This is a genomic window from Arthrobacter sp. 05T47 (assembly GCF_056395825.1).
Genome location: NZ_JBFTKG010000007.1, coordinates 23164 through 37427 on the forward strand (window position 1 = coordinate 23164; position 14264 = coordinate 37427).

Annotated in this window: 12 protein-coding genes; 8 read left to right on the forward strand and 4 right to left on the reverse strand. The window is 67.3% G+C overall.

Features of this window, described 5'->3' with window-relative positions:
* Nucleotides 1–80 precede the first annotated feature (80 nt).
* The 3 genes from pdhA to AC1DEY_RS07645 are packed head-to-tail and all read left to right on the forward strand — an operon-like array spanning nt 81 to nt 3892.
* Nucleotides 81–1334, forward strand: coding sequence for a pyruvate dehydrogenase (acetyl-transferring) E1 component subunit alpha (gene pdhA / locus AC1DEY_RS07635; RefSeq protein WP_476867428.1), 1254 nt, complete (start codon nt 81–83; stop codon nt 1332–1334).
* Nucleotides 1334–2314 (forward strand): alpha-ketoacid dehydrogenase subunit beta, encoded by a 981-nt coding sequence (locus tag AC1DEY_RS07640; RefSeq protein WP_476867429.1) that lies wholly within the window; start codon nt 1334–1336, stop codon nt 2312–2314. The genes pdhA and AC1DEY_RS07640 overlap by 1 nt, the downstream gene beginning before the upstream one ends.
* Nucleotides 2315–2323: 9 nt before the next feature.
* Nucleotides 2324–3892, forward strand: a complete 1569-nt coding sequence (locus AC1DEY_RS07645; protein WP_476867430.1) for a dihydrolipoamide acetyltransferase family protein — start codon at nt 2324–2326, stop codon at nt 3890–3892.
* 163 nt (nt 3893–4055) lie between these two features.
* Here AC1DEY_RS07645 and AC1DEY_RS07650 read toward each other — a convergent pair whose 3' ends face one another.
* Complete coding sequence (locus AC1DEY_RS07650; protein WP_441411172.1) at nt 4056–4394, reverse strand: hypothetical protein; 339 nt, start codon at nt 4392–4394, stop codon at nt 4056–4058.
* 246 nt (nt 4395–4640) lie between these two features.
* On the opposite strand from AC1DEY_RS07650, the gene AC1DEY_RS07655 reads away from it, so the two are divergent.
* Nucleotides 4641–6269, forward strand: coding sequence for an AMP-binding protein (locus tag AC1DEY_RS07655; protein ID WP_476867431.1), 1629 nt, complete (start codon nt 4641–4643; stop codon nt 6267–6269).
* Between the two features lie 4 nt (nt 6270–6273).
* On the opposite strand, the gene AC1DEY_RS07660 is transcribed toward AC1DEY_RS07655, so the two are convergent.
* The 3 genes from AC1DEY_RS07660 to AC1DEY_RS07670 all read right to left on the reverse strand — a co-directional run bounded on the left by AC1DEY_RS07660 (nt 6274) and on the right by AC1DEY_RS07670 (nt 8888).
* On the reverse strand, nt 6274–6702 hold the full coding sequence (locus AC1DEY_RS07660; protein WP_441411170.1) for a universal stress protein: 429 nt from the start codon (nt 6700–6702) through the stop codon (nt 6274–6276).
* A 128-nt stretch (nt 6703–6830) separates the two neighbouring features.
* The gene (locus tag AC1DEY_RS07665; protein ID WP_476867432.1) at nt 6831–8123 is read right to left on the reverse strand and encodes an aminotransferase-like domain-containing protein; all 1293 of its coding nucleotides are present in this window, start codon (nt 8121–8123) and stop codon (nt 6831–6833) included.
* Between the two features lie 201 nt (nt 8124–8324).
* Nucleotides 8325–8888, reverse strand: coding sequence for an NAD(P)H-dependent oxidoreductase (locus AC1DEY_RS07670; RefSeq protein ID WP_441411168.1), 564 nt, complete (start codon nt 8886–8888; stop codon nt 8325–8327).
* A gap of 127 nt (nt 8889–9015) precedes the next feature.
* Here AC1DEY_RS07670 and AC1DEY_RS07675 point away from each other — a divergent pair, with 127 nt between their 5' ends.
* The 4 genes from AC1DEY_RS07675 (at nt 9016) to AC1DEY_RS07690 (ending at nt 14173) form a co-directional block, all read left to right on the forward strand.
* The gene (locus AC1DEY_RS07675; RefSeq protein ID WP_476867433.1) at nt 9016–9648 is read left to right on the forward strand and encodes a TetR/AcrR family transcriptional regulator; all 633 of its coding nucleotides are present in this window, start codon (nt 9016–9018) and stop codon (nt 9646–9648) included.
* A gap of 366 nt (nt 9649–10014) precedes the next feature.
* Nucleotides 10015–11001 carry an ABC transporter permease gene (locus tag AC1DEY_RS07680; protein ID WP_476867434.1) on the forward strand — a complete coding sequence of 329 codons (987 nt, stop codon included), beginning with the start codon at nt 10015–10017 and terminating at the stop codon, nt 10999–11001.
* A 2-nt stretch (nt 11002–11003) separates the two neighbouring features.
* Nucleotides 11004–11993 carry an ABC transporter permease gene (locus tag AC1DEY_RS07685; RefSeq protein ID WP_476867435.1) on the forward strand — a complete coding sequence of 330 codons (990 nt, stop codon included), beginning with the start codon at nt 11004–11006 and terminating at the stop codon, nt 11991–11993.
* Entirely contained in the window at nt 11990–14173 is a 2184-nt protein-coding gene (locus AC1DEY_RS07690) for a dipeptide ABC transporter ATP-binding protein (RefSeq protein ID WP_476867436.1), read from the forward strand. Before AC1DEY_RS07685 ends, AC1DEY_RS07690 begins: the two co-directional genes overlap by 4 nt.
* The last annotated feature ends 91 nt before the right edge of the window (nt 14174–14264 follow it).

Here is a 14264-nt window from a genome sequence, read left to right on the forward strand (position 1 = left end):
CCGGACCGGGAATGTATTTCCAGTCCGGCATATATCCCAGCGATTGCGGCGCATTCGGATGCGGCAAGCAAGGAGACGGTATGGGCGCCACACATCTGCCCTCTACCGAGTTCGACGGAACCGAGATGGATGACCAGCTCGAGGCGGAAGCCGAGGCCCAACTGGGCGCACCGGCCGAGCCGATGGTGCAGCTGCTGGGCCCTGACGGCACCCTGGGCTCTGACCCGGTTTTCTCGAAGTACGCCGAAAGGCTCGATCCGGATACGCTGCGCGGTTTCTATGCGGACATGGCCAAGATCCGCCGGTTCGACGTGGAGGCCACCGCCCTGCAGCGGCAGGGCCAGCTGGCCCTGTGGGTTCCGCTCACGGGCCAGGAGGCGGCCCAGATCGGCTCCGGCCGGGCCAGCCAGCCGCAGGACTACATCTTCCCGACCTACCGCGAGCACGGCGTTGCCTTGACACGCAATGTGGACCTGGCCGAGCTGCTGCGCCAGTTCAGGGGCGTCTCCAACGGCGGCTGGAACCCGAAGGACACAAACTTCCACCTCTACACGCTGGTCCTGGCCGCCCAGACCCCGCACGCCGTCGGCTACGCCATGGGCATCCAGCGGGATCAGAAGCTGGCGGCTGCCAACGCCATCGCCAGCGGTGAAACGGGACAGGCCGCGGAGCCGAAGGCCGCCGTTATGGTGTACTTCGGCGACGGCGCCAGTTCCGAAGGGGATGTCCATGAGTCCATGGTGTTCGCCTCGTCCTACCAGGCGCCCGTGGTCTTCTTCTGCCAGAACAACCACTGGGCCATCTCGGTGCCGACTTCGGTGCAGACGCGCATCCCGCTGGCCAACCGCGCCAAGGGCTACGGCTTCCCGGGCATCCGGGTGGACGGCAACGACGTAATCGCCGTGCACGCCGTCACGGAGTGGGCGCTGGAGCGGGCCCGCGAAGGCAAGGGCCCGGTGCTGATCGAGGCGTTCACCTACCGCGTCGGGGCGCACACCACGGCCGATGACCCCACGAAGTACCGCGAATCCGCCGAGGAAACCCTGTGGCGGGCCAAGGATCCGCTGGAACGCCTGGAAAAGTACCTCCGCGCCGAGGGCCTCGCGGACGACGCCTTCTTCGAGGAGGTCAGGGCCGACGGCGACGAGCTCGCCGCCTATGTCCGCAAGACCACCCATGACCTGGAAACCCCGGACATCCGGACTGCCTTCGCCAACACCTACGTGGAGGCGCACCCGCTGGTGGCTGAGGAGCTGGCCTGGTTTGAGGAGTACAGTGCAGGGTTCGCCGACCAGGCGGAACCGGCCGAGGCAGAAACAGGGGCGGCCCAGTGATGACCACCATGACCATTGCGAAGGCCATCAACGAGGGCCTGCGCGCGACTCTGAACAACAACCCCCGCTCGCTGCTCATGGGCGAGGACATCGGGGCCCTCGGCGGCGTCTATCGCGTCACAGACGGTCTGATCGCCGAATTCGGCGCCGACCGCGTCGTGGATACCCCGCTGGCCGAATCCGGCATCATCGGCACCGCGATCGGACTCTCCCTGCGCGGCTACCAGCCGGTCTGCGAGATCCAGTTCGACGGCTTCGTGTTCCCCGGGTTCAACCAGATCACCACCCAGCTGGCCAAGATGCACTCGCGCAGCAACGGCAACCTGACTGTTCCGGTTGTCATCCGCATTCCGTACGGCGGCGGCATCGGCTCGATCGAGCACCACTCCGAATCGCCGGAGGCGCTGTTCGCCCACACGGCCGGCCTGCGCATCATCACGCCGTCCAACCCGCACGATGCCTACTGGATGATCCAGCAGGCCGTCGACTGCCAGGATCCGGTGATCGTGTTCGAGCCCAAGCGCCGCTACTGGCTCCGGGGCGAGGTGGACACCGAGACCCCGGGCGCGTCCTCAGACCCCTTCAAGGCACACGTGCTCCGCGAGGGAACCGACGCCACCGTCGTCGTCTACGGTCCGCTGGTGCCCGTGGCCCTCGCTGCGGCCGAGGCCGCCGCCGAGGACGGCCACAGCGTCGAGGTAATCGATCTGCGTTCCATCTCGCCGATCGACTTCGACACCGTCACAGCCTCGGTCCGCAAGACCGGCCGGCTGATCGTGGCCCACGAGGCCCCCACGTTCGGCGGCATCGGCGGCGAAATTGCCGCCCGGATCAGCGAGCGGGCATTCCATTCGCTGGAGGCCCCCGTCATCCGTGTCGGCGGATTCCACATGCCCTATCCCGTGGCCAAGGTCGAAGAGGACTACCTGCCGGACATCGACCGCATCCTTGAGGCGCTGGACCGCGCCCTGGCGTACTGACGAGGACCCATGACGCTCAATAAGTTCAACCTTCCCGACGTCGGCGAAGGGCTGACGGAGGCCGAAATCGTCGCTTGGAAGGTCAAGGCCGGCGACACCGTGGCCATCAACGACGTCCTGTGCGAGATCGAGACGGCCAAGTCCCTGGTGGAACTGCCCTCACCATTCGCGGGAACCGTCACCGAACTGCTGGTTCCCGAGGGAGTCACGGTGGACGTCGGCACGCCGATCATCAGCGTGAGCGACGCCGTCGAAGCTCCGGCCTCCGAAGCCCCGGCAGCCGTAGCTCAGGCACTGGCCGCTCAGGCCTCCGAAGCCCCGGCCACTCCTGCCCCCGCTGTCACGGCACCCATGTACGGAACCTTGCCGGCCGACCCGTCCGACGCCGGCGAAGCAGCCGGCCGCCCGGCCGCCGGTCCGCTGGTGGGATCCGGCCCCAAGGCCGACGCCGTCAAGCGCCGGCGGCGGATCTCAGCCCCCGCGGCGCAGGGCCAGGAAGCCCCGTCCGCCCCGGCAAACCCCGGCGCCGCCCCTGCCGCGGCCACTGCCAAAACCGCTGCTGAGACCACTGCTGAGACCGTTGCCAAGACCGCGGGCGAGACTGCCGTCCCGGCCGCCGGCACCGCCGACTCCTTTGACGCGCGCCCCACGTTAGGCGGTGCCATCAGCGGCCTGGTCGGCAAGGTGCTGGCCAAGCCGCCGGTCCGCAAGATCGCCCGGGACCTCGGGATCAACCTGGCCGACGTCGTACCCACTGGCGCCCGCGGGGAAGTGACCCGCGAGGACCTGGTGAGCTACCAGGCCCAGCGCGACGCCGAGGTGGACCAGGCGGACTCGTTCTGGGGCAAGTCCGGCCGGCCGCAGGACCAGCGGATCGAACGGATCCCGGTCAAGGGAGTCCGCAAGGCCACCGCGAAAGCCATGGTGGAATCGGCGTTCTCGGCCCCGCACGTCAGCATCTTCGTGGACGTCGACGCCAGCCGCACCATGGAATTCGTCAAGCGCCTGAAGGCCTCCCGCGACTTCGAGGGCATCAGGGTCTCCCCGCTGCTGATCCTGGCCAAGGCAGTCATCTGGGCCGCGGCCCGGAACCCGAGCGTCAACGCGACCTGGGTGGACAACCCGGACGGCAGCGATTCCGCGGAGATCCACGTCAAGCACTTCATGAACCTGGGCATCGCCGCCGCCACGCCCCGCGGCCTGATGGTGCCCAACATCAAGAACGCCCAGGACCTCTCGCTCAAGCAGCTGGCCCTGGCCCTGAACGAGCTCGCCACCACGGCGCGCGCCGGCAAGACCCAGCCCGCCCAGATGCGGGGCGGCACGCTCACCGTGACCAACATCGGCGCCCTCGGGATCGACACAGGCACCCCGATCATCAACCCCGGCGAAGTCGCGATTGTGGCGTTCGGCACCATCAAGCAAAAGCCCTGGGTCCTGGACGGTGAAGTCATCCCGCGCTGGATCACCACCCTCGGCGGCTCCTTCGACCACCGCGTGGTGGACGGAGACCTCTCGGCACGCTTCATGGCCGACGTCGCCGCCATCCTGGAAGAGCCTGCACTTCTGCTGGACTAAACAGCCGGGCCACCCGGCAAGCCAGCCACGAAACGACAGAACCCCGCCGCTGAACGAGTCAGCGGCGGGGTTCTGTCTTTGTCAGGCGGAGTCTTTGTCAGGCGGGGTGCGTCAGGCGGGGTGTGTCAGACCGCGGCTGATCAGGCCGAATGGCCGGCGCGGCTCAGGTTCCCGAGTAGGCGGCCAGCACCTGGGCCATCGCGGGATCGCCGCTCATGCTGGCCAGGGCCGCCGAGGCGGCAAACATCAGGCCCCCGAGCCCCAGGCTGCACGCGCTGATCCCGGTGAGGAATCTCCAGTCCTCGCGGAGCACGCTGCGCACGGTGTCGGGCATGCGCAGGCCCGGCGCAATCAGGTTGGGGGCACTGTCGGTTGAACCGTCATCGAGGAACGCCACAACGCGCCCGGCACCGCGGTCCACGCGCATGGCACTGATGTGGTTGCCGTGACGGGCCAGCAGGATGTCGTGGCCAACCAGTTGGCGGCGCTGAAGAGTGAGCATTGGGCTCCCTTGATAGGTGGGGCTCTTGGATGTCCGCACCATCGCAGGGCACTTCCCATTTTACCGATCCGCCCCGGCCCGGGAGGCTGATCGGCGGTGAGGCTGCCCACGGGACCGGGTGATCCTCATCAAGTCCGGACACAGTCACGGCAGAACCGCGCCATCCTGTCCCGAAGGGACACGCCGCCACTAGAGTGGCACCAGCCGCCGACAGCCCGGGCGGACGCGGATCAAAGGAGATGTTGCGTGTTTTCAAGCCCGTACCCCGACGTCGATGTTCCCAATCTCAGCATTTACGACTACCTCTTCGGCGCCCTTGCGGAGGAGGACCTGAACCGGGTCGCCGTCGTCGACGGCGCCAGCGGTGCGGAAACCACCTACCGTTCGCTCCGCGGGCAGATCGACGCCCTCGCCGGTGCCGTGGCCGCCCAGGGCCTCGGCGTGAACGGCGTGGCGGCCATCCTGTGCCCCAACATCCCCGCCTTTGCCACCGTCTTCCACGGCCTGCTGCGGGCGGGCGCCACGGTCACCACCATCAATTCGCTGTACACGGCGGACGAGATCGCCAACCAGCTGACCGACGCCGGCGCGGACTGGCTCTTCACGATCTCGGCGCTGCTGCCCGCCGCCCTGGAGGCCGCCGAAAGGACGGGGATCCCGGCGTCGCGGCTCGTGGTGCTCGACGGCGCGGACGGCCACCCCGCGCTGGCCGACCTGCTCGCCGCAGGCGCCCCGGCGCCCAACGTCTCGTTCGATCCCGCCACGCATGTGGCCGTGCTGCCCTACTCCTCCGGCACCACGGGACGGCCAAAGGGCGTCATGCTCAGCCACCGAAACCTGGTCGCCAACGTGGAACAGGCCAGGGGGCTGCTGGACGTCGGCCCCGAGGACCGGCTGCTGGCGCTGCTCCCGTTTTTCCACATCTACGGGCTGACCGTTCTGCTGAACCTTGCACTGCGCCAGCGGGCCAGGCTCGTCACGATGCCCAGGTTCGATCTGCCCGAGTTCCTGCGGATCATCCAGGACCACCGGTGCAGCTACCTGTTCATCGCACCCCCCGTGGCCGTGGCGCTGTCCAAGCACCCGCTGGTTGCCGAGTACGACCTTGGCTCGGTTCACACCACCCTCTCCGGCGCCGCGCCGCTGGACGGCGAGCTGGGCAGCCGACTGGCCGAACGCCTCGGCTGCCGGGTGCTGCAGGGCTATGGCATGACGGAGATGAGCCCGGTGTCGCACCTCATTCCGCGCGACAGCCGTGACGTGCCCGTCAGCTCCGTCGGGTACACCGTGCCGAACATGCAGTGCCGCCTGGTGGACCCGGCCACCGGCGAGGACATCGACGTGCCCGCGGAAGGATCCAGCGCGCCGGGGCACCTGTTGTGCCGCGGGCCGAACGTGATGCTCGGCTACCTGAACCGGCCGCAGGAAACCGCGGACACCCTGGACGCGGACGGCTTCCTGCACACCGGGGACATCGCCACGGTGCGGGCGGACGGCGTTGTGACGATCGTGGACCGGCTCAAGGAACTGATCAAGTACAACGGCTACCAGATTGCCCCGGCGGAACTTGAGGCGCTGCTCCTGACCCACCCCGGGATTGCCGACTCGGCGGTGATCGGATTCCTCGACGCCGACGGCCAGGAAGTGCCCAAGGCGTTCGTCGTGCGCCAGCCCGGCGCGGAGGGCGACGCCCTGGACCTGGAGAGTGTCATGGCCTTCGTGGCGGCCAAGGTGGCGCCGTTCAAGAAGATCCGCCGCGTGGAGTTCATCGAGGCGGTGCCCAAGTCCGCCTCAGGAAAAATCCTGCGGCGGATGCTCAAGACGGCAGAGCCGGCCGCGGCGCCAGAGAATCGAGCGGTGCCAGAGAAGCAGTAGCGCCCTAGCCGACGTCGGTCTTGGCGATGTAGACGTCGCAGGGGGCGTTGTGGGCCACGCTGTTCGCAACGCTCCCCAGGACGCGGCCGATCCCGGACATACGGCGGTTGCCGACCACGATCATCCGGGCACTGGTCCGTTCGGCTTCGCGGATCAGGGCCTCGGCCGGCTTGCCCCGCGCGGCGGCGTAGGTGACATTGGTGTCCGGGCGGCGCAGGCTGTCCGCCACCGTCCGCGCGACCTTCTCGGCGTTGCCCGCGTCAGAAACGATCCACTGGTCACTGCCGCTGCCGAAGACCTCGGTCCTGTCGCTGTCAAAGGCGCTGACCACGTGAAGTGTCGCCCCCACGGACACTGCGAGGTCGCGCGCAGTGTGCGCCGCCCGCAGGGCAGTCTCACTGCCGTCGACGCCGACAACGATAATTCCGGTCATGGACCGCTCCCTCTGTCGATGAGTAATGCCGTTCAATGAGCCCGGCCGGTCTACACGCTACCGGTCCTGGCGCGCCAAGTTTGACGTTGCTGCTTTCGCCTTGCTGCTTTGACGTTGCTGCCTTGACGTTACAGTGCAGCCACTGCTTCCCGCAGGACCGGCGCGAGCCGGCGGACGCCCTCGCGGATCGATTCCGGCGGCACCGCGCTGAACGCCAGCCGGATCTTGTTCGACGTGTCGTCCGAGGAAGTGAAGGCCGCTCCCGGGATGAAGACGACGCCGGCGTCGATCGCCTTTTTCAGCAACGGGTACGTGTCCACGCCCTCGGGCAGGGTGACCCACACGAAGAAGCCGCCGTCCGGGTGCGTCCAGCTCAGTCCGTCCGGCATGAACTCGGCCAGGGCGGCAAGCATTGCCTCGCAGCGTTCCTTGTAGAGCCCGCGGTAAGTCTCGATCTGGCCGAGCCAGTCATAGTCGCGCAGATAGGCCGACACCAGCATCTGGTTCAGCGTCGGCGGGCACAGGGTGACGGCTTCCGACGCCAGGTAGTAGCGGCGTTGCAGGTGGGCCGGAACGAGGGCCCAGCCGATCCGCAGGCCCGGGGCGAAGATCTTCGAAAAGGACCCCATGTAGATGACGTCATCCGGATTGGCTGCCCGCAGGGGCGTCAGCGGCTTGCCGTCGAAGCGCAGCAGGCCGTACGGGTTGTCCTCCAGGACCAAAATATTCGATCGCCGGCATATATCGACCACCGACTGCCGGCGTTCCGCGGACAGGGTGATCCCGGACGGGTTGTTGAAGCTGGGGATCGTGTAGAGGAACTTGATGTTCCGCCCGGCGGTCTGCAGGGAGGCGATCTTGGCCTCGAGGAGATCCGGGATGATGCCGTCGTCGTCCATCGGCACGGCCTGGACTTCCACCTGGTAGGCCTCGAACGTGTTGAGGGCGCCCACATAGGTAGGATCCTCCACGAGGACCACGTCTCCCGGGTTGCAGAAGACCTTGGTGGCCACATCCTGTGCGGACTGCGAGCCGGCCGTGATCACGATGTTCGCGGGGTCGGCGTCCAGGATTCCTTCTGCTGCCATGACCTCGCAGATCTGGGCACGGAGTTCTTCGGTGCCCTGGCCGCTGCCATACTGCAGGGCCGTCATGCCCTGTTCGGCGATGATCTTCGCGGCCGTCTGGCCAAGGCGATCCAGGGGCAGGGACTGCAGGTAGGGGCTTCCGCCGGCGAGGGAAACGAGGCCGGGGCGCATCGAGATGTCGAAAACGTCCCGGACTGCCGACTGCTTGATATTTGCTGCGCGCTCCGAGAACAGGATCTCGTGGCGGTGGGCGGACGTAGCCGCACGTTCGATTGCGTCAATGGCCTCGGCCGGAAGTACTGCTGCGGCGGCATCAAGTGTTTCGTGGGTCACAGTCCCAAGGATACTACCCTTGTTGTCCGGGGGGAAACGATTGTTTTTGGGGGAGGGTTTTGGCCCATGCCGTGCGTCCGGGCTCATGCCCAGGGGTGGCTGGAATCCGAGATGGCCGGAATCCGAAAGGCCCCCGGCAGCTGCGTGCTGCCGGGGGCCATCTGTGGTGAAGGGAGTGCGGTGTCGCTAAGTGCGGAGAGCTTACGCGGCTTCGGCGGTGCGGGCCTCGGCCAGCGCGTCGAACACGCCCTTGATCTGCTCGACAACTTCGGCGTCGTCCTTCGGGTGGACCTCGGCGAAGCGGACCATCGAGCCGGGAACTGCCAGCTTGACGTCTTCAAGAACCTGGGCGCCGGCGATGCCGACGGCCTTGCGGGCCTCGTCCTGGGCCCACACGCCGCCGAACTGGCCAAAGGCGGTCCCGACAACTGCGGTGGGCTTGCCGGACAGGGCGCCGGCGCCGAACGGGCGGGACAGCCAGTCGATGGCGTTCTTGAGCGATGCCGGGACGGTGCCGTTGTGCTCCGGGGTGACCAGCAGGATGGTGTCGGCGTCGTTGGCGGCGGCGCGCAGGGCGGCGGCCGCTGCGGGAACCTGGCCTTCGACGTCGATGTCCTCGTTGTAGAACGGGATGTTGCCCAGGCTCTCGTGAATGACCACGTCCACCTGTTCGGGGGCGTTGAGCTGGATGGCCTCGGCCAGCTGCAGGTTGGTGGAGCCGGCGCGAAGGCTGCCGACGAGGGTGAGGATGGTCTTCTTGGACATGTGTACTCCTGTGCATCACGCCGCTGGATGATTCCGGCGGCTGGCGGATCGTGGAGGCTTGGGGGGCCTTCATCCATGCTAAACGGACTGCGGTCCGGTTATATTCCGAGGCGCTAGAATCAGCGGTGTGAGCCTCATCCCGATCCGTCCCGGCGCCCAGCCCGGTGGTGGGCGCGCCGTCCCGCCCGCCGCGGAATCCGGGCGCCGCGACGCGGTGCGCAACAGGGAGCTCCTGCTCTGCGCAGCCCGGGAAATCGTTGAGGAATCCAGCGTCGAGGCCCTCACCATGGACCGGCTGGCGCAGCGTGCCGGCGTTGGGAAGGGGACCGTTTTCCGGCGGTTCGGCAGCCGTGCGGGATTGATGGTGGCGCTCCTGAGTGACGCGGAGGCCGAATTCCAGGGCCGGTTCATGTTCGGTCCGCCTCCGGTGGGTCCCGGTGCGCCGCCCCTGGAGCGGTTGATCGCCGTCGGTGCCGCCCGCATCGCCTGGACCCTGGAGTTCGGGGAGCTGGCCCGGGCAGCGGATGCCTCGGCGTACAACAGGTTCGACGTGCCCCCGGCGGTCCTCTGGCACCGGCACCTGGAGATGCTGCTGCGCGAAGCCGGCGTGACGGCGGACCCGTGGCTCATGGCGTCGGCCCTCGGCGCCGCCCTGGAGCCGGAATTCCTGCTCCATTCCGTCGGCGTGCACGCAATTACGCCCGAGCGGCTCACGGAAAACTGGCGCGAGCTCGTCACCCGGATCGTGGGCGGACGCTAGGAGAGCGCGGCGCCGCGGCTTTCACGCGGCAAAGTCCATTCCCCGGAGTTATCCATAACAATCTGGTTGTGGAGCCGCCGTGTCGCGGCGGCAAGGACCGCGGCGCGAAGGGGCATATGTGATAGCTTCCTCTGGAATGTGACCCGCCGCATAGCCCACAAGGACTTAGCCGCAAGGCTGGCGGGCGGCCGGAAACCAGCTGGCCCATGATCCCAAACCGGCGGCGGAACCCGCTGCCGGATGGGGAGAGCGGAAGGACCGAAGTTGTGAATTGTCTTCTCATCCCGGCAGGCAGGCGGGCTCGTCAGGCCGCCGCCCCGACGCCCGGATCCACTCGGGCAACGGCGATTCGGGACTAACCGATTCATGCTTCGATACCTCGCCAAACGGGCCATCACGTATGTCTTCATGATCTTTTTGACCACCAGCGCAGGCTACCTCCTGGCGGTGAGCACGCTGCAGCCGGCTCTGCTCGAACAGGAGCGGATTCCGAAGCCCACCCCTGAACAGGTAGTCAACTCCTTCCGGCTCAAGGGCCTGGACCCCACCCTGAGCCCATGGGAGCGCTACGTTGACTGGCTCACGGGCATCGTGACCCGCTGGGACTGGGGCCGGAGCCCCAACGGCGCGTTCATCAACGCCGAGTTCGGCGACCGGGTCTGGATCTCCACCCGGCTGTTCCTGGCCTCGATCATCCTGACCCTGGTGATCGGCGTCGCCCTCGGCGTCTACACCGCCGCCCGCCAGTACAAGGCCTCGGACCGCGCCATCACCTCGTACAGCTACCTGATGTACATCGTCCCCGCACCCATCGCCTACTTCCTGGTGCAGCTCGGCGCCATCAACATCAACGAAACGGTCGGGGAGCGCGTCTTCTTTGTCACCGGCATCTCCACGCCGGGCCTCGACGGCGACGGCTGGGCCCAGTTCGTCGACATGCTCGCCCACTACGCCGTCCCCACGTTCGCCATCACCGTGGTGGGCTGGGGCGCGTACCAGATCGCCCAGCGCCAGTACCTGCTGGACAACGTCAACGCCGACTTCGTCCGGACCGCACGGGCCAAGGGCCTGACCCGCAACCAGGCCATCAGCCGCCACGCACTGCGGGTGTCCTTCATACCCGTGGCGCAAAGCATCGCGTTCACCATCCCCGCCATCTTCGCCGGCGGCTTCTTCGCGGAAAAGATCTTCGCCTGGCACGGCGTCGGGTCCTGGTCCATCGACTCGATCGGGCTGCAGGACGTCAACGCGGCCACCGCCACCCTCGCCTACGGCTCAGTCATCTTCGCGATCGGGGCGATCCTCGCCGACTTCGCCACCACGCTCGTCGACCCGAGAGTGCGGGTGCAGTAACCATGACCAACCTCAACACGATTGACCCGGCCGCCGTCCTCGACGAAGGAAAGATCGAAAACGACGACGTCGTCATCGGCAAGTCGCGGATCATCCGGCGGCGCTTCCTGCGCAACCGGACCGCCGTCGCCGGCCTCATCATTTTCCTGGCCCTGACCCTTTTCTCCTTCATCGGCGGGTTCCTGGGCAGCTGGGACAAGGAAACCATCGACCCCTTCAACATCGGCATGCCGCCCTCCGCCGACCACCTGCTGGGCACCTCCCAGGCCGGGATCGACCTCTACGCCCTCACCGTCGAGGGCACCCGCGTCTCCATCCTGATCGGCGTCGTCGTCGGCGTAGTCTCGGTGCTGGTCGCCGCCGTCTACGGCTGCACCATGGCCTACTTCGGCCGCAGGGTGGACAAGGTCATGCTGTTTATCCTCGAAGCCCTGATCATGATGCCGGCCCTGCTGGTGGTCGCGGTGGCCACGAGCGGCGGCGCCAACGGCCTGAAGAACACCGTCCCGAGCTGGATGCTGCTCATCATCGTCCTGCTGGTCTTCAGCTGGATGGGCACCGCGCGCCTCATCCGGTCGCTTTCGATGTCCCTCATGCAGCGCGATTTCGTCAAGGCCGCGCAGTACATGGGCGTCCCGCCGCGCCGGATCGTCTGGCGGCACCTGGTCCCCAACATCGGTTCCCTGCTGGTCCTGGAAGTCACCCGGGGTGTCACCGGCGCCATCCTCGCCGAGGTCGCCTTCTCCTTCATCGGCATTGGCATCAAAGTTCCTGACGTGAGCCTGGGCGTGCTGATCGGCCAGTCCACTTCGCAGGTCTCCACGTTCCCGTGGATGTTCTGGGCCCCCCTGACCGTGATGTTCCTGCTGACCGGCTCGCTCGCCATGATGAACGACGGCCTCCGCGACGCGTTCGACCCCAGCTCCAGCTCCGTGGGCCGCGCCAAGCGGGGCAACGCCAGCACTGGCAAAACACAGAAGAAGACCAAATGACCAGCAACACCACCGCCCAGACCACCACCGCCTGGAACGCCGCCCAGGGCACCGCCGGGCGCCTCCGCGCCGTCGGGCTGCACGCCCCCACCGACGCGGTCCTCTCCGTCCGTGACCTCAATGTCCGCTTCAATACCGAAAACGGCGTGGTGCACGCGGTCCGCGGCATCGACTTCGACGTATTGCCCGGCAAGACCCTCGGAATCGTGGGCGAGTCCGGCTCCGGCAAATCGGTCACGTCCATGGCGATCATGGGCCTGCTGCCCCCGACGGCGGAAATCAGCGGCTCGGTCCGGCTCAACGGCAAGGAACTGCTGGGGCTCAGCGACAAGGCCATGTGCGCCCACCGCGGCAACGACCTCGCAATGGTGTTCCAGGATCCGCTGTCCTCCCTGACCCCCGTCTACACGGTCGGCACCCAGATTATCGAGGCCCTCACCGTCCACAACCCGGCCATGAGCAAGCAGGCCAAGGAGGCCCGCGCCGTCGAACTCCTGGGCCTGGTCGGCATCCCCAGCCCGAAGGACCGGCTCAAGGCCTTCCCGCACGAATTCTCCGGCGGCATGCGACAGCGCGTCATGATCGCCATCGCCATCGCCAACAACCCGCGGGTCCTCATCGCCGATGAGCCGACGACGGCGCTCGACGTCACCATCCAGGCGCAGGTCCTCGAGGTACTCCACGCCGCGCAGGAGGAGACCGGCGCCGCCGTCGTCATGATCACGCACGACCTCGGCGTGGTCGCCGGCATCGCTGACGACATCATGGTGATGTACGCCGGCAAACCGGTGGAGACCGGCAGCGTGGACGAGATTTACTACAACCCGCGGATGCCGTACACCATGGGCCTGCTGGGCGCGGTCCCGCGCGTGGACATCGCGGAAAAGACCTCCCTGGTGCCAATCGAGGGCATCCCCCCGAATCTGACCCAGCCGCCCACAGGCTGCTCGTTCGCGCCCCGCTGCCCGCTCGCCGGCGAGGACTGCCTCGACGGGGAACCGGACCTTCGGGCCGTGGCACCCGGCGCGGGACACAGCGCTGCATGCATCAAGACCGAGGCCCTCGCCGACGTCGACGTCCAGACGGTTTTTGCCGTCCCGGCCGTTCCGGTATCCCGCTTTGACTCGCTTCCCCGGCACGAGCGCAGAACCGTCCTGGAACTCCGTGACGTCAGGAAGCACTTCCCGCTCCTGAAAGGCGCCCTGCTCAAGCGCAGGATCGGCACTGTGAAAGCCGTGGACGGGCTGAGCTTCGATATCCGCGAGGGGGAGTGCTTCTCGATCGTGGGGGAGTCCGGCTGCGGAAAGACCACCACGCTGCTGGAAATCATGGAATTCCACAAGGACCAGGACGGCGAGGTTGTCATTGGCGGGCTGAGCAACAAGCAGGCCGCCGACGCCAAAGCCAAGGGCGCCATGCGCAGGGAATTGCAGATGGTCTTCCAGGACCCCACCGGGGCACTGGATCCGCGCTTCACCGTCTACGAGGTCCTGGCCGAGCCGATGGAAAACCTGGGCATGCCCAAGCCGGCCATCCGGAAACGGATCATGGAGCTCATGGAGCTGGTGGGCCTGCAGGCGGACCACGTCAACAGGTTCCCCAACCAGTTCTCCGGCGGCCAGCGCCAGCGCATCGGCATAGCCCGGGCCCTCGCCGTGAACCCCMGTCTGGTTGTCCTGGACGAACCCGTCTCCGCCCTCGACGTGTCAGTGCAGGCCGGTGTCATCAACCTCCTGGACAAGCTCCGCGCCGAACTCGGCCTGAGCTACCTCATGGTGGCGCATGACCTCTCCGTGGTCCGGCATATCTCCAACCGCGTTGCCGTCATGTATCTGGGCAAGATCGTGGAGATCGGAGACGTCGACGCCGTCTTCGACAACCCCCGCCACCCCTATACCCGCGCCCTGCTCTCGGCGATCCCGGTACCGGATCCGGAGCTGGAGCGCACCCGCGAACGGATCATCCTCCAGGGCGACCTGCCCTCGCCCCTGGAGGCGCCGGCTGGCTGCAATTTCGCCACCCGCTGTCCCGTGTTCGCGGCCCTGCCGCCGGCCAGGCAGGAGAAGTGCCTGACCCTGGAGCCTGCCCTGGAACCGGCCGCCACCGACCAGCGGTTCGCCTGTTTCTACCCGGACGGCGAACTGGACGCGGACATGCTGGTTGTCCACGAGACCACCTGAGTCGCGCCAACAGCAGCCCACACCAACAGCAGAACTGCACGCTGCACCCGGACCACCAGTCCGCCAGAGACTCCCATGCATCACACTCGCA